The 19,076-nt window shown below is 61.8% G+C and carries 17 protein-coding genes, 5 tRNA genes and 1 rRNA gene; 18 read left to right on the forward strand and 5 right to left on the reverse strand.

Features of this window, described 5'->3' with window-relative positions; translation table 11 throughout:
* The first annotated feature begins 7 nt into the window (after nucleotides 1-7).
* Nucleotides 8-1,015: a phosphate ABC transporter permease PstA gene (gene pstA, locus CZ338_RS07005; protein ID WP_087117585.1), complete on the forward strand. Its 1,008-nt coding sequence runs from the start codon at nucleotides 8-10 to the stop codon at nucleotides 1,013-1,015.
* 37 nt (nucleotides 1,016-1,052) lie between these two features.
* Nucleotides 1,053-1,829, forward strand: coding sequence for a phosphate ABC transporter ATP-binding protein PstB (gene pstB / locus CZ338_RS07010; protein ID WP_087117546.1), 777 nt, complete (start codon nucleotides 1,053-1,055; stop codon nucleotides 1,827-1,829).
* A 70-nt stretch (nucleotides 1,830-1,899) separates the two neighbouring features.
* On the opposite strand, the gene CZ338_RS07015 is transcribed toward pstB, so the two are convergent.
* Together CZ338_RS07015 and dusB are read right to left on the reverse strand one after the other, a co-directional pair.
* Entirely contained in the window at nucleotides 1,900-2,640 is a 741-nt protein-coding gene (locus CZ338_RS07015; RefSeq protein ID WP_087117547.1) for a phosphate signaling complex PhoU family protein, read from the reverse strand.
* 10 nt (nucleotides 2,641-2,650) lie between these two features.
* Nucleotides 2,651-3,775 (reverse strand): tRNA dihydrouridine synthase DusB, encoded by a 1,125-nt coding sequence (gene dusB, locus CZ338_RS07020; protein WP_407919369.1) that lies wholly within the window; start codon nucleotides 3,773-3,775, stop codon nucleotides 2,651-2,653.
* 158 nt (nucleotides 3,776-3,933) lie between these two features.
* Between dusB and CZ338_RS07025 the strand changes: the two genes are divergently transcribed.
* From CZ338_RS07025 to CZ338_RS07045, 5 genes are all read left to right on the forward strand, one after another.
* Nucleotides 3,934-4,006: transfer RNA gene (locus tag CZ338_RS07025), tRNA-Lys, on the forward strand.
* 102 nt (nucleotides 4,007-4,108) lie between these two features.
* Nucleotides 4,109-4,951, forward strand: a complete 843-nt coding sequence (locus tag CZ338_RS07030) for a phytoene/squalene synthase family protein (RefSeq protein ID WP_087117586.1) — start codon at nucleotides 4,109-4,111, stop codon at nucleotides 4,949-4,951.
* Entirely contained in the window at nucleotides 4,948-6,495 is a 1,548-nt protein-coding gene (crtI, locus tag CZ338_RS07035) for a phytoene desaturase family protein (RefSeq protein WP_087117549.1), read from the forward strand. The genes CZ338_RS07030 and crtI overlap by 4 nt, the downstream gene beginning before the upstream one ends.
* A 46-nt stretch (nucleotides 6,496-6,541) precedes the next feature.
* Nucleotides 6,542-7,770 (forward strand): IS3 family transposase gene (locus CZ338_RS07040; protein WP_235839365.1). Its coding sequence is split into 2 segments (ribosomal slippage): nucleotides 6,542-6,818 and nucleotides 6,818-7,770, totalling 1,230 coding nucleotides; the frame shifts between segments, so codons are not numbered across the junction.
* A gap of 174 nt (nucleotides 7,771-7,944) precedes the next feature.
* Nucleotides 7,945-9,690 carry a long-chain-fatty-acid--CoA ligase gene (locus CZ338_RS07045; RefSeq protein ID WP_087117550.1) on the forward strand — a complete coding sequence of 582 codons (1,746 nt, stop codon included), beginning with the start codon at nucleotides 7,945-7,947 and terminating at the stop codon, nucleotides 9,688-9,690.
* Between the two features lie 32 nt (nucleotides 9,691-9,722).
* Here the strand turns inward: CZ338_RS07045 and CZ338_RS07050 are convergent, their stop codons facing one another.
* Entirely contained in the window at nucleotides 9,723-10,304 is a 582-nt protein-coding gene (locus CZ338_RS07050; protein WP_087117551.1) for a CG0192 family protein, read from the reverse strand.
* Nucleotides 10,305-10,327: 23 nt separating this feature from the next.
* Between CZ338_RS07050 and zupT the strand changes: the two genes are divergently transcribed.
* From zupT to CZ338_RS07090, 8 genes are all read left to right on the forward strand, one after another.
* The gene (zupT, locus tag CZ338_RS07055) at nucleotides 10,328-11,095 is read left to right on the forward strand and encodes a zinc transporter ZupT (protein ID WP_087117552.1); all 768 of its coding nucleotides are present in this window, start codon (nucleotides 10,328-10,330) and stop codon (nucleotides 11,093-11,095) included.
* 35 nt (nucleotides 11,096-11,130) lie between these two features.
* Nucleotides 11,131-11,547 carry a YccF domain-containing protein gene (locus CZ338_RS07060; RefSeq protein WP_087117553.1) on the forward strand — a complete coding sequence of 139 codons (417 nt, stop codon included), beginning with the start codon at nucleotides 11,131-11,133 and terminating at the stop codon, nucleotides 11,545-11,547.
* Nucleotides 11,548-11,669: 122 nt separating this feature from the next.
* Nucleotides 11,670-11,745, forward strand: a tRNA-Glu gene (locus tag CZ338_RS07065).
* Between the two features lies 1 nt (nucleotide 11,746).
* Nucleotides 11,747-11,820, forward strand: a tRNA-Asp gene (locus CZ338_RS07070).
* 201 nt (nucleotides 11,821-12,021) lie between these two features.
* Nucleotides 12,022-13,107, forward strand: coding sequence for an HNH endonuclease signature motif containing protein (locus CZ338_RS07075; protein WP_087117587.1), 1,086 nt, complete (start codon nucleotides 12,022-12,024; stop codon nucleotides 13,105-13,107).
* Between the two features lie 280 nt (nucleotides 13,108-13,387).
* Nucleotides 13,388-13,461, forward strand: a tRNA-Asp gene (locus CZ338_RS07080).
* Between the two features lie 41 nt (nucleotides 13,462-13,502).
* A tRNA-Phe gene (locus CZ338_RS07085) sits at nucleotides 13,503-13,575 on the forward strand.
* Nucleotides 13,576-13,687: 112 nt separating this feature from the next.
* Entirely contained in the window at nucleotides 13,688-13,978 is a 291-nt protein-coding gene (locus CZ338_RS07090) for a GNAT family N-acetyltransferase (protein ID WP_087117554.1), read from the forward strand.
* Between the two features lie 37 nt (nucleotides 13,979-14,015).
* Here the strand turns inward: CZ338_RS07090 and epsC are convergent, their stop codons facing one another.
* A complete protein-coding gene (gene epsC, locus CZ338_RS07095) occupies nucleotides 14,016-14,606 on the reverse strand; it encodes a serine O-acetyltransferase EpsC (RefSeq protein ID WP_087117555.1) in 591 nt (196 codons plus the stop codon).
* Nucleotides 14,607-14,699: 93 nt separating this feature from the next.
* A complete protein-coding gene (gene cysK, locus CZ338_RS07100; RefSeq protein ID WP_087117556.1) occupies nucleotides 14,700-15,644 on the reverse strand; it encodes a cysteine synthase A in 945 nt (314 codons plus the stop codon).
* 391 nt (nucleotides 15,645-16,035) lie between these two features.
* Between cysK and ramA the strand changes: the two genes are divergently transcribed.
* From ramA to CZ338_RS07115, 3 genes are all read left to right on the forward strand, one after another.
* The gene (gene ramA, locus CZ338_RS07105) at nucleotides 16,036-16,875 is read left to right on the forward strand and encodes an acetate metabolism transcriptional regulator RamA (protein ID WP_087117557.1); all 840 of its coding nucleotides are present in this window, start codon (nucleotides 16,036-16,038) and stop codon (nucleotides 16,873-16,875) included.
* Between the two features lie 59 nt (nucleotides 16,876-16,934).
* Nucleotides 16,935-18,188 carry a UDP-N-acetylglucosamine 1-carboxyvinyltransferase gene (murA, locus tag CZ338_RS07110; protein WP_087117588.1) on the forward strand — a complete coding sequence of 418 codons (1,254 nt, stop codon included), beginning with the start codon at nucleotides 16,935-16,937 and terminating at the stop codon, nucleotides 18,186-18,188.
* Nucleotides 18,189-18,822: 634 nt separating this feature from the next.
* Nucleotides 18,823-19,076 (forward strand): 16S ribosomal RNA (locus tag CZ338_RS07115); the annotation flags it as partial.

Genomic DNA, 19,076 nt, shown 5'->3' on the forward strand with positions numbered 1-19,076 from the left:
GTATGACATGAGTACTGCATACCCCGGTAACAACGCTGGCGAGCCCCAGAAGGTCACGAAGGTGACGGAAACGGTCCCGGCGAACTCGAACGCGTCGACTGCAACGGCGACTCGTACCCCGGCCACCCCGGCGAGCGGTAACCCGTTCACCGATATCTCCTCCGGCCGTAAGACCACTAACTCCATTATGGGCGGCCTGATGTGGCTGGCCATGATCCTGGCGCTCATCCCGCTGCTGTGGCTGCTGTTCACCCTGGTGTCCCGTGGCTACCACGCCATCATCAGCCCGGAGTGGTGGACCACCGACATGGTGGGTGTCCGTAACCGCTCCGAGGGCGGCGGCGCCCTCCACGCGATTGCAGGTACCATCATGCAGACCCTGATCGCGTCCCTGTTCTCCATCCCCATCGGTATCTTCACCGCTATCTACCTGGTGGAGTACTCCAACGGCAACAAGCTGGGCAAGCTAACCACCTTCATGGTGGACATCCTGTCCGGTGTCCCGTCGATCGTTTCCGCCCTGTTCATCTACGCACTGTGGATCACCATTCTGGGGCAGCAGCGCTCCGGCTTCGCTGTGTCGCTCTCGCTGATCCTGCTCATGGTCCCGGTCGTGGTCCGTAACACAGAAGAGATGCTCCGCGTCGTCCCGATGGACTTGCGCGAGGCGTCCTACGCCCTCGGTGTGCCGAAGTGGAAGACCATTGCGCGCATTGTTCTTCCGACAGCCCTGTCCGGCATCGTCACCGGCATCATGCTGGCCATCGCCCGCGTCATGGGTGAGTCCGCACCGGTGCTGATCCTCGTCGGCTCCACCCCGCAGACCAACTGGTTCGGCCTGTTCGACCAGCCGCAGTCTTCGCTGCCGCTGTTCATGCTGGACATGTGGAAGTCCGGTTCCGCTGAGCCGGTCCTCAACCGCCTGTGGGGCGCAGCCCTCACCCTGGTCATCCTCGTCGTTGTCCTGAACCTTCTGGCACGTTTCATCGCGTCGAAGTTCTCGGTCAAGAAGTAAGTCGCCTCGCCCTTTCATTCCCCTCTAGGAGAAAACAATGCCTACCAAGCTCCAGTTGAACGACCTCGACATTTACTACGGCGACTTCCACGCCGTGCAGAGTGTCAACATGGATATCCCCGCACAGGCTGTGACCGCGTTCATCGGCCCGTCCGGCTGCGGTAAGTCCACCGTGCTGCGCACACTGAACCGCATGCACGAGGTCATCCCGAACGCATCCGTCGACGGTGAAGTGCTTCTTGACGGCCACGACATCTACGCCAAGAACGTCGACCCGGTGGCTGTGCGCAACACCATCGGCATGGTCTTCCAGAAGGCTAACCCGTTCCCGACCATGTCCATCGAGGACAACGTTGTCGCCGGCCTGAAGCTGTCCGGCGAGAAGAACAAGAAGAAGCTCAAGGAGGTCGCTGAGCGTTCCCTGCGCGGCGCGAACCTCTGGGATGAGGTGAAGGACCGTCTGGACAGGCCGGGCGGCGGCCTCTCCGGTGGTCAGCAGCAGCGTCTGTGCATCGCCCGCGCGATCGCGGTGCAGCCGGAGGTCCTGCTCATGGACGAGCCGTGTTCCGCACTGGACCCGATCTCCACCCTCGCTGTGGAGGACCTGATCCACGAGCTGAAGAACGAGTACACCATCGTCATCGTGACGCACAACATGCAGCAGGCAGCCCGTGTGTCCGACAAGACCGCGTTCTTCTCCCTCGAGGCCACCGGTAAGCCGGGTCACCTCGTGGAGTTCAACGACACCAACACCATCTTCGAGAACCCTGAGCGCAAGGAGACCGAAGACTACATCGCAGGCCGCTTCGGCTAAAGCCGGCTGAGACGCGACGAGCCCCCGCCGAGAACCGGAAGGTTTTCAGCGGGGGCTCGAGTTTATTTACTTATCGACGCCGCCCCTGCCCGAAATACCTCTCCAATTCCCGGAAACGCTCGTTCATTTCCACGTCGCGGCCTTCGGCGTCTTTCTTGCTCACGTACCGCTCCGGTGTGAGGCCGGTGACGAGGAAGACAATGCGTGCGGCGACGTTCACGCAGTGGTCGGCGTAGCGCTCGTAGTAGCGGCCGACGAGAGCCAGGTCGACGGCGACGCGGTTCGATCCCTCCCAGTCCCGTGCGGTGACGGTACTCAATAAGTGCTGGTTGAGCGCATCGAGCTCGTCGTCGAATTTGCTCATTTCCAGTGCGCCGTCGACGTCGGGGCTGATCAACTGGTCGTGGATGAGCTCGCTCATGGTGTCCACCAGCCGCGCGAGCTCGACGACGGTCGGGCGCATGCTGTCGTCGTAGACGTACTCCGGGTGGCGCAACCGAGCGGTGTTGGCGATGTGCCGTGCGAGGGCACCCATGCGGTTGAAATCCTCCACGATGTAGATGGAGGTGAATACCTGGCGGAGGTCGGACGCCACGGGACTTTCCAGCGCCAGCAGGGCCATGCTGCGTTCCTCGCAGCGGACACGGATCTCCTTCAACGTGTCAGCCTCGGTGAGGGCGGCTTCGGCGTCGTCGAGTGAGCCGTCGATAAGCGCCCTGGATGCGTAGGACATGACCGTGCGCACCGTGTCGCTCATGATCTGCAAATCCTCGGAGAACGCGTTGAGGTGCTCCCGGTATACGGTGCGCATGGTGGCCTCCCTATCCGCCGCTGGAGTCGATTTCAGCTCCGACCGGCACTGTGTCGTCTTCTGGGTCGTCCAACCAGCCGTCGGGGAGCGCCACCTTGGCTGCGGAGCCCTGGCGCCCGCGCGCGGAATCAGCCGCCTGCGCCCGCTCGGGTGAGGCGGAAATGGTGGAAAGTTGCTCATTCAGCTCGTCGAGCGTGGACACCCGTGCGAGCTGGCCGCGGAATTCTCCGCCGACTGGAAAACCTTTGAGATACCACCCTACGTGTTTGCGCATGTCCCGGCAGCCCTTCTTTTCACCTTCGTGCTCGGCGAGAAGGTCGGCGTGGCGGGCCATGATGCGCGCCACTTCTCCCAACGTCGGCTCCGGCGGCACTTCTTCGCCGCGCAGTTGTGCCCCAAGCTGCGCGAACAACCATGGGCGGCCGAGGCAGCCGCGTCCCACCACGACCCCTGCGCACCCCGTGTGGTCCATCATCGCCTGCGCGTCCTGGGGTGCGAAGATATCGCCGTTGCCCAGGACCGGGACCCCCGTGCCGTCCATGTGCTCGACGAGGCGCGCGATCTCGTCCCAGTCGGCATCGCCCGAGTAGCGCTGCGCTGCGGTGCGGCCGTGGAGCGTCACAGCGGCGGCACCTTCTTCGGCGGCAATGCGTCCTGCGTCCAGGTGCGTGTGGTGTTCGTCGTCGATGCCGACGCGGAATTTCACGGTCACCGGAATGTCGGTTCCCTCCGTCGCCCGTACCGCAGCCGCGACGATCTGGCCGTACAGCTTCCGTTTATAGGGGAGCGCAGAACCGCCGCCGCGCCGCGTCACCTTAGGCACAGGGCACCCGAAGTTCATGTCCACGTGGTCCGCCATGTCGTGCTCCACAATGGTGCGCACGGCCCTATAGGTGTATTCCGGATCCACGGTGTACAGCTGCATCGACCGCGGGGTCTCCTGCGGCGCGAACGTGGTCATGTGAAGGGTCTTCTCGTTGCCTTCCACGAGCGCCCGCGCCGTGATCATCTCGCACACGTACAGCCCGGAGACGGCGCCTGTCAGCTCCTCTTCGATTTCGCGGCACAGCACACGGAACGGCATGTTGGTCACACCCGCCATCGGCGCGAGAATCACCGGGGACGCGAGCTCCATGCCGCCAATGCGTAGCTGCGGAATCGTCGAAGTCACGTCGCCCATTGTTCCCTTTTCCGCCGCGGTCGCACAAACTCACGTAACCACTTGCGGTAGGGCAGCTTTTCAGCGCCCCGATTTCGCCCCCCGGCCCCCTCCCCGCTACCATGAATGCGCACGGGCCTTTAGCTCAGTTGGTAGAGCTACGGACTTTTAATCCGCAGGTCCCGGGTTCGAGCCCCGGAGGGCCCACAACTCGCTGCAGCCCCTGGTGACTATTTACCGGGGGTTGCTTCGCATGTTCCATTCCGAAGGTAGACCGTGACACACACTTACCTCTCCCGGTACGACCGGATGGCGGACCAGGCCGCGGCACAAGTGATCAAGCAGTATTCTTCGAGCTTTTCGCTCGCTACTCAGGTGCTTGACCCGGGCACACGGCGCGACATCCGGAACGTGTACGCCGTGGTGCGGATCGCGGACGAGATCGTCGACGGCACCACGGCCGAGGCCAACGAGTGCCCGGAAACCGCCCTCGACCTTTATGAGGAGCAGGTTCTCCACGCGCCGCAGCACCGCTTCCACGCCGACCCGGTCCTGCACGCGTGGGCGAACACCCACCGGCGCTGCAGGCTTAACGACGATCACGTGCGCGCCTTTTTCACATCCATGCGGCGCGACACCCAAGACGGGTTAGGCGACGCGTCATGGGGCGGTACGTCCTTCTCCGCGGAGGACCTCGGTTCCTATATCTACGGCTCCGCTGAGGTCATCGGCCTGATGTGCCTGGATATCTTTCTGCATGGCCACGACCCCGCCCCCGGTGACCGCGGCACAATGGAGGAAGGAGCTCGGGCGCTGGGGTCCGCATTCCAAAAAGTCAATTTCCTGCGTGATTTCGCGGAGGACCGCCACAGTCTCGGGCGGGGTTATCTCGGCGGCGATCTCGACGAGGACCTGAAGAACACCGTCACCGGGGAAATCGCGGCCGAGTTGGATCTTGCCCGCCAAGCGATTCCGCTTCTGCCTGTGTCCGCGCGGAGGGGAGTGGCCGCAGCTGAAGCTCTCTTCCGCGACCTCAACGAACGCATCGCAGCGACGCCCGCCGCCGATGTGGCAGCGTCGAGAATCAGCGTGCCCGCCCACAGGAAATTTCTCCTCACAGCGCGGGCAATACGGAAAGCGAGTGCCGAATGACCCAGCCCCGAACCGCGATCGTGATCGGTGCCGGCGTAGCAGGCATGGCCACAGCAGCTCTCCTGGCCAAGGAGGGCATCGAGACAACCGTGGTGGAGAAGTTGCCTGCACATGGCGGACGCGCAGGCAATGAGACAGTCGACGGTTTTCGCTTTGACACCGGACCTAGCTGGTATCTCATGCCCGACGCGTTCGACCATTTCTTCGCGCTGCTGGGCAAGCACACGTCCGAGGTGCTCGACCTGGCACCTCTCACCCCGGCCTACAGACTGTTTCCGGAGGGCAGTTCGCCCCTCGACATCGCATCCGGCCGGGATAACGCCGCGGCCCTCTTCGAGTCGATCGAGCCGGGGGCAGGCGCTCAGCTCCGCGAATACCTGGACAGCGCGGAAGAGGTCTACGACCTTGCGTTGGAGTATTTTCTGTACACGACGTTCCGGTCCGTGCGTCCGTTCACGCGGATCAGGGCTCATTACAGCAAGCTCGCACGCTACTTGTCAGAGCCGATCGACAGCTTCGCCAGCCGCCGCTTCACGGACGTGCGCCTGCGGCAGATGCTCACGTATCCCGCGGTCTTCCTCTCTTCGCATCCCGCGCGCACCCCGTCGCTGTACCACCTGATGAGCCACACGGACCTCACGCAGGGCGTGCTGTACCCGCAGGGCGGTTTCGCGTCGGTGATGGACGCGCTCTACGGCCTCGCCGTTGGGCAAGGCGCCCGTTTCTCCTTCAACACCGAAGTTGCTGCCATCAATTACTCCGGGCGCGAGGCGACAGGCATCACGCTTGTCGACGGCCACCAGCTCCACGCCGACACCATCATTTCCTGCGCAGACCTCCACCACACCGAGACCCGCCTCCTGCCGAGGGAAAAGCGGACCTACGACGAACCCTATTTCGCGCCCCGCGACCCGGGGCTGGGCACAGTGCTCGTGATGCTGGGAGTCGAAGGAGAGATTCCGGAGCTCGCGCACCATAATCTGCTCTTCTCCCGGGAATGGGACGACGATTTCGCGGCGGTTTTCGACGGCCCGGTGCCCCAGCGGCCCCTCGGCTCCTCCCGCTCGATCTACGTGTCTAAACCGAGCGCGACCGATCCCGGTGTCGCTCCTGCGGGGCATGAGAATCTCTTCGTGCTCGTCCCCGTCGCTGCTGAAGAGGCCATCGGTCATGGCGATATGTACCGCGGAGAGGCAAGCGAACAGGTTGAGAGCATTGCCGCCGCCGCAGTCGAACAGATCGAGCAGTGGTGCGGGGTGGAAGGGCTGGGCGGGAGAATCGTCGTCAAGCGGACGCTCGGTCCTGCAGACTTCGCCGAGCGGTACCACGCGTGGTCCGGCGGATCCATCGGACCGGCCCACACGCTCAAGCAATCGGCCTTTCTCCGCGGGTCGAATAAGAGCCGGAAGCTGGACAATTTGTACTACGCCGGTGCCACGACAACACCTGGAGTCGGTGTACCCATGTGCCTGATTTCCGCCGAGAACGTGATCAAGCGCTTGCGCGGGGATAGGAGCCCGGGGCCTTTACCGGAAGCTATCTGAGGCGTCCTGGGTTTAGTTCCGATCGTTTCTAGAGGAGGATTGGATCATGCCTAGGAAGTTCAGTGACGAGTTCAAGGACAAGGCGGTGAGGTTAGCCGAGGAGCTCGTTGAGCTTGAGGGGTGTTCGAAGTGGGCGGCGGCGGAGGAGATCGGCGAGAAGCTCGGCGTCTCGGCGCACACGCTCAACAACTGGTTGAAACCTGTCAAAGCGTCCCCCGACGTTCAGCGGAGCACTGGCGAGTCGGTTGACGACGAACTGAAGCGTCTGCGGCAGGAGAACAAAGAGCTGCGCAGGGCGAACGAGATCTTAAAGACCGCGTCAGCTTTTTTCGCAGCGGAACTCGACCGTCCCACCAGAAGATGATCGAATACATCGACACGTATCGCGATCGCTTCGGGGTCGAGGCCATCTGTCGCACGTTAAGGCAGACAGAATGTGGGTTTATCACCTCTCGCGGCTACCGAGCAGCTAAAACACGAGCCCCGTCGGCCAGGAGCTTGTCAGACGCGCTGCTGATCCCCGAATTGGTGAGAGTCTTCGAGGACAACTTCAGCGTCTACGGGGTACGCAAGATGTGGAAGGCCATGCAGCGCGCCGGCTGGGACATCGGTCGTGATCAGACGGCACGGTTGATGAAACTCGCCGGCATCCAAGGCCGCAGAAGGGGCCGCACTCCGATCACAACGCTTCGGGCTGATGTCCCGGATCGTCGTCCTGATCTGGTCAATCGTGACTTCACCGCGTCAGCGCCGCACCGGCTGTGGGTCGCTGACATCACCTACGTGCGTACCCTGTCGGGGTTTGCATACACCGCGTTCATCACCGATGTGTACTCCCGCAAGATTGTCGGGGTTGCCACCAGGGCGAGCATGCGCACCGATGAGCTGCCTCTTGAGGCTTTTGAGCACGCTCTTTATCACGCAGGTGATCTTCGTGCTGCAGGACTAGTCCACCACAGCGATCGCGGCTCGCAGTACGTGTCCATCCGCTACGGTGAGGCACTCGCTCAAGCTGGGATCGATCCGTCCGTTGGCACCGTCGGCGATTCCTACGACAACGCGTTGGCGGAAACGGTCAACGGTCTCTACAAGACCGAGCTGATCTATCCCCACCGGCCGTGGACGTCGGTTGGGGAAGTCGAAATCGCGACCCTTCGCTGGGTGTACTGGTGGAACAACCACCGCCTGCACGAGTCATTGGGATACATCACCCCACAAGAGATGGAAGATGCCTACTATCAACAATCACACGCCCAGCCGTTGGGCGTTCAATAAGCGGAACGAAAACCAGGACGCTTCAATCTGATTCAGCTTGCTCTCCTAGGAATGGTGCTGCTCGCTCCCGATGGTAATGGTCCTCATCGACCACCGGCAGAAGACCGCGTGTAGCCCCTTGAACTCGGCGCGTGATCCCGGAAGTGCGCCCCGTCCCTGGCGTAGTGTGGACGCATGACCGGAGAGAAGAACGCGTCGAACGACACCCACTTGGACTCTGCTAAGCCCTGGTTGCAGTACTACCCGGAGTGGACAGACCACTCTCTGGAGTACCCGGAGAAGACGCTCGTGGAGGTCTATGATGACAACCTCGCGGCGAACTCAGATAAGACTTCCACGAATTTCTTCGGCCGCACCCTGACCTACGGCGAGCTCGACGTCGAGGTGCGCCGCGCAGCCTCCGGTTTGAAGCGCCTGGGCGTGCAGCAGGGTGACCGGGTGGCCATCATGCTGCCGAACTGTCCGCAGCACGTTGTCGCGTTCTTCGCGGTGCAGAAGCTGGGTGCCATCGTTGTGGAGCACAACCCGCTGTACACCGCGCATGAGCTGCGTCCCCAGTTCGCGGATCACGGTGCACGCGTCGCCATCGTGTGGGACAAGGCGGCCAAAACCGCCAATGCGCTCAAGGCGGAGGGGGAGACGGATCTGGAGACCGTTGTCAGCGTCGACATGACCAAGGCGATGCCTCTTATGCAGAGGGCGGCGCTGAGGGTGCCCGTGGGCAAGCTCAAGCAGGCCCGGGAACAGCTGACAGCTCCGGCGACCGACACGTTGCCCTGGGAGAAGATGGTGGGCGCGAAGAAGGTCGTGCCGCCGCGGGTGCGCACACCGAAGAACATCCAACCCGATGACCCCGCACTGATTCTGTACACCTCCGGTACAACGGGTGCGCCGAAGGGAGCTGTGCTCACTCACCGCAACCTCATGGCTAACCCGGTGCAGGGCCGCGCGTGGGTGAAGGAGCTGCAGGAACCGGGGCAGCGCATGCTGGCAACTTTGCCGTTCTTCCACGCGTACGGCCTGACGTTCTCGATGACCCTGACGTTCTTCATCGGCAGCGAGCTGGTGCTGCTGCCGGCACCGACGATGGACTTGATCATGCGAGCGGTGAAGAAGACCCCGCCGACCTTCGTGCCGGGTGTGCCCACCGTGTTCGAGCGAATCGTGCAGACGGCCCGCGAGAAGAATGTCGACCTGTCGCAGGTGCAGATCGGTTTCTCCGGTGCATCGTCGCTGCCCGCCAGCGTCATCGAGGAGTGGGAGGACGTCACCGGTGGCCGCCTTGTGGAGGGCTATGGCCTGACGGAGACCTCACCGATCATCGTGGGCAACCCGGAATCCGCGGACCGCCGCCCGGGCTACATCGGCATCCCGTTCCCGGACACGGAGATCCGCATTGTCAACCCTGACAACCCGGACGAGGATATGCCGTACGGTGAGGCTGGCGAGATCCTGGCCAAGGGCCCGCAGGTTTTCGGCGGCTACCTGAACAACCCGGAGGCCACTTCGAAGGTCTTCCACGACGGCTGGTTCCGCACCGGCGATATGGGCGTGATGGAGGAAGACGGCTTCATCAAACTTGTCTCCCGTATCAAGGAGCTCATCATCACCGGCGGCTTCAACGTGTACCCGGCGGAGGTGGAGGAGACATTGCGCGGGCACCGGGATGTTCTCGACGTCGCTGTCGTGGGCCGTCCGCGTTCCGACGGCTCCGAGGACGTCGTCGCCTGCGTCGTCCTCGACCGCGGCGCGGAAATGAACCCGGAGAGTCTCAAGGCATTCGCGCGTGAGAACCTCACCCGCTACAAGGTCCCGCGCAGCTTCTACCACTTCGAGGAGCTGCCGAAGGACCAGATGGGCAAGATCCGCCGCCGAGAGGTGCGCGGCGAGCTGCTCGCGCGCCTGGAGAGCGACGAGTAACGCGTCAGCTCGCCCGTGGGACGAGCTCGGGGCTAGTCCCAGATACCCAGGTTCATGAGGATCGCGCCGTCCTCGCGCACAAGCGCCAGGTCGCCGTCCTCAGCTGACTGCAGCTCGCGGATGACGCGCTGCAGTCGCAACTGGTAGCGCTTCTCCTCACCGTCGACGGTGAGGGTGCCCACCGAGTTCAGCTTGTCGTGTGTCTCGATCACAACGTCGTCCACCACAGCCTCACCGCTTCCCGTTCCCCGGACGGCGAAGATCGGCTCGCCTGTGGAGAAGTCTGCGCCCTGCCCGCCGTTCAGAATCATCTGGGCGAATTCGCGGACAGCCACAGGGTCCGCCGTCAGCTGCGCCACGGAGCGGGGGCCGAGGACGGAGTGGGTGAGGGGCGTCAAGGCGTCGTCAAGCGCCATTGCTTCCTCGCGGTAGCTGAGGCCGCACTGTGTGAGATTGCCCTCGTCGTCGCGGCCGACGAGCACCTCGATGCCGACCTTGTCGTCGCGGTCGTACGCCCGGTAGGTGCCGTCGAGCTGCGTGATCGACGAAAAGCGCGCCGCCATCTCGTCCTTCGTTGGGTCCAGTTCAGCGTCGTAGATCTTCGCGGTAGCCATATTTCCTACTGTAGGCTGCGCGCATGACGGCGTTCGCAATTTGTTTATTTGCAGGCTTATCGACGGCCCTTGGTGGCCTTCTCGTCGCCCTCCAGCGCCATCCGAGCGAACGTTTCTTGGCCGCGTCCCTGGGGTTCTCCGCGGGCGTGATGCTCTATATCTCCTTCGTCGAGCTCTTCCCTGAAGGCGTCCACGGCCTGGAGGAAGCCGGTGTCGCATCGCCCAATGTGTGGGCACCTGTGGCGTTCTTCGGGGGAGTGCTGTTCATCGCTCTCATCGACCGCTTCGTGCCCGACGAGATCAACCCCCACGAAGAACCCGACGCCGCCGCTGGGAGCGCCCGCATGCGGAAGGTCGGGGTGATGGCGGCCCTCGCGATCGCCATCCACAACTTCCCCGAGGGATTTGCTACCTTCTTCGTGGCGGTGCAGGACCCGGTGCTCGCCGCCCCGATCGCACTGGCCATTGCCATCCACAACATTCCTGAAGGCGTCGCCGTCGCCGTTCCCATCCGCGAAGCCACCGGCAAGAAATGGACCGCCGCCGGGTGGGCCGCCCTCTCCGGACTCGCCGAGCCCCTCGGTGCCGTCATCGGCTACCTCTTCCTCCGCCCCTTCCTTGGCCCCGCCGCCCTCGGTGTCACCTTCGCTGCCATCGCCGGCATCATGGTCTTTGTCAGCCTGGACAAGCTGCTGCCCACCGCCATCCAGACCGGCCGGCACCACAGTGCCGTCTACGGTGTCGTCAGCGGTATGGCTGTCATGGCGCTGAGCCTTGTTTTATTGGCCTAAGCGCCTGTCAGGGGAATCCCATCTATCCTTCCGGTATGGGACTAATTCGACTGATTCTCAACATCATCTGGCTTGTCACCGCCGGTATTTGGCTCTTCTTGGGGTACGTCCTAGCGGGCATCGTGGCGTGTCTGCTCATCGTGACTATCCCGTTCGGTCTCGCTTCATTCCGCATCGCCGGCTTCGTTCTCTGGCCATTCGGCCGCGAGGTCGTCGATACAGGCAACGGCGGGGGACTGAGCCTGCTCGGTAACGTCATCTGGTTCATTTTCGCTGGACTGTGGCTTGCCCTCGGGCACATCGTCACCGCGGCCGCGCAGGCCGTCACCATCATTGGTCTGCCGCTGGCATGGGCTAACCTCAAGCTGATTCCGGTTACCTGCTTCCCGTTTGGCAAGACCGTGGTCGATTCACGCGACGACCGCGCCCGGATGGTTCCCGTCGCCCGCTAAGCGCCCTCTCCGAAATGGCGGTGGTTGTTTCCGTCGTGCACTCCGCATTTTCACCCCATTAACCAGCTCATTTGGCGCTATGCCGAGCGCAGGCTTACGATAATCGAGCTGTCTAACAGCGTGCCCCCATCGTCTAGAGGCCTAGGACTCCGCCCTTTCACGGCGGCAACACGGGTTCGAATCCCGTTGGGGGTACCAAGGCCCTGTGGCGCAGTTGGTTAGCGCGCCGCCCTGTCACGGCGGAGGTCGCGGGTTCAAGTCCCGTCAGGGTCGCAGATCGGGTCCAAGCTAATGTGCTCGGGCCCTTTATTTTTCCTTGCGATGGATGGAACCGCCCTTTTGAGCAAGTCAGAGGGTGGTTTCAAAGTGTGATGGAACCGGGGGTTGTGGATAACTTCGGCGGCGTCGACGGTTATCCACAGGTTCCGGGTCGTGCCCTTTTCTTCGTGGTTGGCGGGTTTTAGCGTGTGGGGCATGAACACGTTTGACGCGTTTCTCGCTTCTGTTGCGAGTCCTTTGGACATCCTGGCTGGTTTTGACCGTCAGGCTGCTCGTGATGCTGGCGTCAAACCCACCACTGTTGATGAGTGGGAGCGTGTCCACACCATCTACTTCGGCCCGACGAAGTTCACCCGTCAGCAAGCCCATGCCATCCGGATTGCCCGGGAGACGGGGAAGTCTCTGGATCAGTTGGTGTTCATTGAGAACCAATTGAAGCCCATAAAGCCGGCAGGTGAGACGTGGCGGCTCCGCCTTGCCCTGCTGTCGGTGCGCGGTGACTACAACACTCTGCGTCGTCGGGCGAAGACCATCATCCCCGATCCCGATCAGGACGCCTCGGCCCCGGAGTCCACGGTGCGGTTCAGTACACCGAAGAAAGGCAAACGCTCCTTTACCGCCACGGGTGACGATAGTTTCATCGCCGCGTTGGAGTATGCCTTGCGCCGGAACCTGGATCCGGGTCGTCCTGCGGGCCCGCAAATGTATGAAGCCCTGACCGACATTCTGCGTGGTGAGGGTGGTGTGGCTGATGCTGTACCCCGCCCACTGGTGGTGGTCCCGTTAGCAGAGCATACGAGGATTCTGCGTGGTGAGGGCAACGACACCATCCTGGGACTGTCTGACGGCACCACCATGACAGGTGCGGAGTACCTCGCCCGGTTCCATGGTGAGGATCTGGAAGTGGCGATCTTCCATCCGCAGGCGGGTGCGGTGAACCTGTACGACACGAAACGTTTCGCCAATGCGAAGCAGCGTGACTTGGCCAGGGCGACGTTGACGACGTGTCCTGTGCCGGGGTGCCGGCATGCCGCGGATCATTGCGAGGTGCATCATGTCACCGCGTGGTCACGTGGTGGGCAGACCAACATGGATAACTTGGCGGTGGTGTGCAGGTACCACAACCGCACCAACGATGATGATCCCACCCACCACCACCGCGGCCGGGTCGAGATCAGGGCAGGAACCCCAGTATGGGTATCCCCAAGGGGAAGACCGGCTCCGAACACCACCCACCAATACGGTGCAATGCACCTGTTGTTCGGAAAACAACGAGAATAAACAACGGGAATAACGCCCGGCCACAAAGACCAGCAGACAGACACGGGAAGAAACAACGAACGTGCCCGCACGGCTGGGGGCATCCCCATGCCCACGGTCGGCGCAGCATGCCCGAATGAGAAAAGCCGGGGGCGAAGCACGCCCACCGGCCCCACAAGCATGCCCGGAAAAGTGCCGATTGTAATGCTGGTTTGTGTCCCTGAGGGCCCTCTGTGTAAGGTATCAACTCGTGCAAGACGCGGGAATCAAACCCCCGCTGAAGCGCGAAATAAGAGAATAAGGCCCTGTGGCGCAGTTGGTTAGCGCGCCGCCCTGTCACGGCGGAGGTCGCGGGTTCAAGTCCCGTCAGGGTCGCTGAACTGTTGTTGCACACAATGTGTGTGGCGCACGGTTCCGGCCAGATAGCTCAGTTGGTAGAGCACACGCCTGAAAAGTGTGGGGTCGCCAGTTCGATCCTGGCTCTGGCCACAACCACGAAGTCCTCCTGCGAATGCGGGAGGACTTTTTGCATATGATGGGTGGCTCCGAAATTCATTCCGGGCCAGGCCCCGGAACCGCAGTGACTACGAAGGAGTCAACTATGGCTGAGCAGAACGTCAACGTCGAGCACAAGGAAGCGGAGAAGCGCTACGTCATCACGGTGGACGGGGACCAAGCTGGGTTCGCTGACTACCGCGATGTGGACGCAGATACACGGGATTTCAACCACACGGTGATTGACCCGGCATTCCGCGGGCAAGGCCTGTCCGGAAAGCTGGTGCAGGCTGCGTTGGACGACACTCGTGCAGCAGGCAAGAAAATCATCCCGACCTGCTCCGTTGTCGAGCACTTCGTGGAGAAGAACGACGAATACAAAGACCTCGTCGCGTAAAACGCGCTTGGGCTAGGGGTCGAAAGAGCCCCTGCCTTTAGATGACGTAGTTGTTGTCCTCGGCGACGTAAGCGTCAGGGTCGACGAGGTGCTTGCGTTCGTCGCTGGCACGGGGGCGGCATTTAGCGGGAATGCCAATGGCGATGCAATTCGCCGGCACGTCCTTGGTGACGACGGCGTTGGCACCCACGGCGGATCCTTCGCCGATTGTGATTGGGCCGAGCACCTTGGCGCCGGCACCGATGGTGACGTTGTCGCCGATAGTGGGGTGGCGCTTTGTCTGGGTGAGTACCTGACCGCCGAGGGTCACGCCGTGGTAAAGCATGACGCCCTCGCCGATTTCAGCGGTTTCGCCGATGACGATGCCCATGCCGTGGTCGATGAAGAAACGACGGCCGATGGTGGCTCCTGGGTGGATCTCAACGCCAGTGAGGAAACGGGTGATCTGCGCAATAATGCGGGCAGGACCCTTGATGTCGCGTACCCAGAGAGCGTGGCTGATGCGGTGCATCCAGATCGCGTGCAGGCCTGAATAGACGAGCGCGTTCTCCAGATCGCCGCGTGCGGCGGGATCGTGCTCGCGGGCGTTCGCGAGATCCTCACGAATGGACCTGATCACCTTCAGCATGGGCCGTAGTCTAACAGCGCTCAAAACAAGGCCCCCTCGCGCTGAAGGGTTTGGATTCAGCGGGAGGGGGCGGCGTCGACAAGCGCGAAGTGCTTAGTCGCGGATGTCTTCGTAGAGAATGGTGGAGATGTAGCGCTCGCCGAAGTCGCAGATGATCGTCGCGATGGTCTTGCCCGCGTTCTCCGGGCGGGAAGCGACCTCGAGGGCGGCCTTGACGTTCGCGCCGGTGGAGATGCCGCCGAGGACAGCGTCCTTGCGTGCGAGCTCGCGGGAGGTGGCCACGGCATCCTCGTTGGAGATGGTGATGACCTCGTCGATGATCTCGCGGTTCAGGGTGCCCGGGACGAAGTTGGCGCCGAGGCCCTGGATCTTGTGCGGGCCAGCCTGGCCCTCGGAAAGCAGCGGGGAAGCAGCCGGCTCAACAGCGATGAGCTTGACGTCCGGGTTCTGCTCCTTCAGGTACTTGCCGGCACCGGAGATGGTGCCGCCGGTGCCTACGCCCGCGACGAGGATGTCGATCTTGCCGTCGGTGTCGTTCCACAGCTCCGGACCGGTGGTCTCGTAGTGGACCTTCGGGTTTGCCTCGTTCTCGAACTGGCGGGCCAGGATGGCGTTCTCGTTCTGCTCGACGATCTCGTTCGCCTTCTCGACGGCGCCCTTCATGCCTGCTGCACCCGGGGTGAGCTCGATCTGTGCGCCGTATGCGCGGAGGATGACGCGGCGCTCGACGGACATGGTCTCCGGCATGGTCAGGATGACCTTGTAGCCGCGGGCTGCGCCGACGAGTGCGAGGGCGATACCCGTGTTGCCGGAGGTCGCCTCAACGATGGTGCCGCCGGGCTTGAGCTGGCCGGAGGCCTCGGCTGCGTCGATGATCGCGCGGCCGATGCGGTCCTTCACGGAGTTGGCCGGGTTGAAGTACTCGAGCTTGCCCAGCACGCGCGCGTTGGCGGCGTCAGTGCCTTCGGTAATGCCCTTCAGCTCGACGAGCGGGGTGCCGCCGATGGTGTCGAGGATGTTGCTGTAAACGTTTCCCATTGTCTCTCCTTTGAGTTTGTTTTCCCCCGGCTGCAGCTCTGGCGGGAAGCCCGGCTAGAGCTGGGGGTGTGCTCGGCGGAAAGCTCTTTCGTTTCCGCGGACGGACTCAATGGTACACGACGAAACGCAAAAATCTAGACCGAGCAGTCCAAGATCTGTGAACCGTATGGTTTGGCGGTTTTACGTGGGGTTGTCTGCGATTTAGGCGGGCGGGGGTAGTGATTGCCTGGCGTTCGGGGCAGATCGGACGCATGCGAACGGCGTTCTGTGGCCTGGTCGATGGTTTTGCTACCCCCGTAGGCGGGTTAGTATGGTCCTACCTGTACCGAAGAGACGGATTTTCGGCCGCCGTGGGGACACTCTAACGGGGGCATCCTGTAAGGAGCTTTGAATGGATTCGCAACGGGTCAAGGACGATGACGACGCTATCCGCGCTTCGCTCACGTCGTTGAAGACTGCGACGGGAATCCCGGTGGCCATGTACGGCACGTTGCTGGCGGACAACCGGCTTCAGATCACACAGTGGATCGGGCTGCGTACTCCGGCTCTGCAAAATCTTGTGATTGAACCGAGTCACGGTGTGGGCGGCCGTGTGGTGAGTACCCGTCGCGCTGTCGGCGTCTCCGATTACACGCGGGCGAATGTGATTTCGCACGAGTACGACACGGTCATCCAGGACGAGGGGCTGCACTCTGTGGTTGCTGTTCCTGTGATTGTGCAGCGTGAGATCCGTGGCGTTTTGTACGTGGGTGTGCATTCGCCGGTCCGGCTGGGGGACAAGGTGATCGAGGAGGTCACCATGACGGCGCGGACGTTGGAGCAGGACTTGGCGGTCAATTCCGCACTTCGGCGCGTCGAGGGCGGAAAAGGGGCGGCGAAGGCTGGCCGTGTCATGAACGGCGCGGAGTGGGAACAGATCCGTGCGACGCACTCGAAGCTGCGCATGCTGGCTAACCGGGTGGAGGAAGAAGAGCTGCGCAAGGAGCTGGAGCAGCTCTGTGACCAGATGGTCTCGCCGGTGCGCGTCAAGCAGTCGACGAAGCTATCTGCCCGCGAAATTGACGTGCTTTCATGTGTGGCGTTGGGGCACACGAACGTTGAGGCAGCGGAAGAAATGGGTATCGGCGCGGAGACTGTGAAGTCGTACCTGCGTAGCGTGATGCGCAAACTGGGTGCGCACACTCGTTATGAGGCCGTGAATGCTGCCCGCCGCATTGGTGCTTTGCCCTAGTCAAGGCTTGCCCGGGGTCGAGGCGGAGCCGTAGTCGAATTTTCATTACCCTGGTGGGCGTGAAAGAGCGTTTTCTGGTTCAAGGTGGGACACGTCTGCAGGGGTCGGTGCGCGTCGCCGGCGCAAAGAACAGCGTGCTCAAGTTGATGGCTGCGGCGTTGTTGGCGGAGGGCACCACAACGCTGAACAATTGCCCCGAGATTCTCGATGTTCCGTTGATGCAGAAGGTCCTTGAGGGCCTGGGCTGCGGGGTGGAGATTGACGGAACTATCGTGAGTATCCACACGCCCGCTTCCATCTCTTCTCGGGCTGACTTTGAAGCTGTGCGGCAATTCCGCGCTTCTGTCGCCGTGTTGGGGCCATTGACCGCGAGGTGCGGGGAAGCTGTCGTAGCTTTGCCCGGCGGCGATGCAATCGGTTCTCGGCCGTTGGATATGCACCAGTCGGGGTTGGAAAAGCTGGGTGCCAAAACCCACATTGAGCACGGAGCTGTGGTGGCTCGAGCGGAGAAGTTGACGGGTGCGAAGATCAGCCTGGACTTCCCGTCGGTGGGCGCGACGGAGAATATCCTGACCGCAGCAGTCCTGGCGGAGGGTCGGACAGTACTAGACAATGCGGCGCGCGAGCCCGAGATTGTGGACCTGTGCGAGATGCTCAACGCCATGGGGGCTCGCATTCAGGGGGCGGGTACGTCGACGGTGACGATTGACGGCGTCGATAAGCTGTACCCGACGGAACATACAGTCGTCGGCGATCGAATTGTCGCTGGTACATGGGCTTATGCTGCAGCGATGACGCGCGGCGATGTCACCGTCGGGGGCATCGCGCCGCGCCATCTCCATCTGGCCCTAGCGAAATTGAAGAATGCGGGCGCGGATGTGGAGACGTACGAGCAAGGATTCCGCGTACGCATGGAGGGGCGTCCGCAGGCGGTGGATTACCAAACCCTGCCGTTCCCCGGTTTTCCGACGGACCTGCAGCCGATGGCGATCGGCTTGGCGGCGATCGCGGAGGGCACGTCTGTGATCACGGAAAATGTCTTCGAATCCCGCTTCCGTTTTGTCGATGAGATGCAGCGTCTTGGTGCTGATGCCTCAGTCGACGGGCATCATGTGGTGTTGCGCGGGGTCGAGCAGCTTTCCTCGACCGATGTTTGGTCATCGGATATCCGCGCCGGCGCAGGGCTGGTTCTCGCAGGATTGGTTGCGGATGGTGAAACAGTGGTTCATGATGTCGCGCACATCGATCGAGGTTATCCGCACTTTGTGGAGCAAATGAATGCGTTGGGCGCAAATATCCAGCGCGTGCATTAGCGCAGGTCAAGGGCGCAAAGAGAAGAATTCGCTTATCGACGTCACTTTAAACCGCTTTAACCCACCTAGAAACCGCATTCCACCTGCGGGTTTGTGTTGTTGTGTGGTGTGTGTGTAGGTTTATTCAAGTCAGCGCGACCGACAACGCCCCGCCGGACAGTGGTTCTGGTGAGATGGCGGTAGGAAAACAAGCGCTGGTGGATCCTCAAGGTTTTCACTTGTTCAGCAGGCGATTTTGTTTGTTGTGTGGGTGTGTGTAGGGTCGTGCAAGCCTCTTCGATGGGAAGCGATTGGTTTCGCTTGTTGTTGGGTGTGCGTGTGTTGTGTGAGAACTCGATAGTGTGCCAATGATTTTTTGTTTGGTTGGTTTGTGTGACTGTTTGCGCATCTTTTTTGTGGTGTGTGCTGGTCGAATGACATCTGAACCATTGATGGGGTGTTGTTTGTCTGGTTGGTTGCATGGCTGATTGGATTTTTGTTGTTGTCTTTTCTCCTCGTCGGAGGGGCAGCAATGTTTTGAACCTTTTTGGTTCTAGTAATTTTTGGATTGCCAGGCCGCATGCTTTTTGGTGTGTGGTGTGGTTTGTTTTGGTTGGGTTTTGGGCTTTTCACGGCTCAGTTCTTTTACTGATTTTTTGTGGAGAGTTTGATCCTGGCTCAGGATGAACGCTGGCGGCGTGCTTAACACATGCAAGTCGAACGGAAAGGCTCCAGCTTGCTGGGGTACTCGAGTGGCGAACGGGTGAGTAACACGTGGGTGATCTGCCCTGCACTTCGGGATAAGCCTGGGAAACTGGGTCTAATACCGGATAGGACCACTTCTTTGAGGTTGTGGTGGAAAGTTTTTTCGGTGTGGGATGAGCTCGCGGCCTATCAGCTTGTTGGTGG

The sequence above is a fragment of the Corynebacterium urinipleomorphum genome, assembly GCF_900155535.1.
Taxonomy (GTDB): Bacteria; Actinomycetota; Actinomycetes; order Mycobacteriales; family Mycobacteriaceae; genus Corynebacterium; species Corynebacterium urinipleomorphum.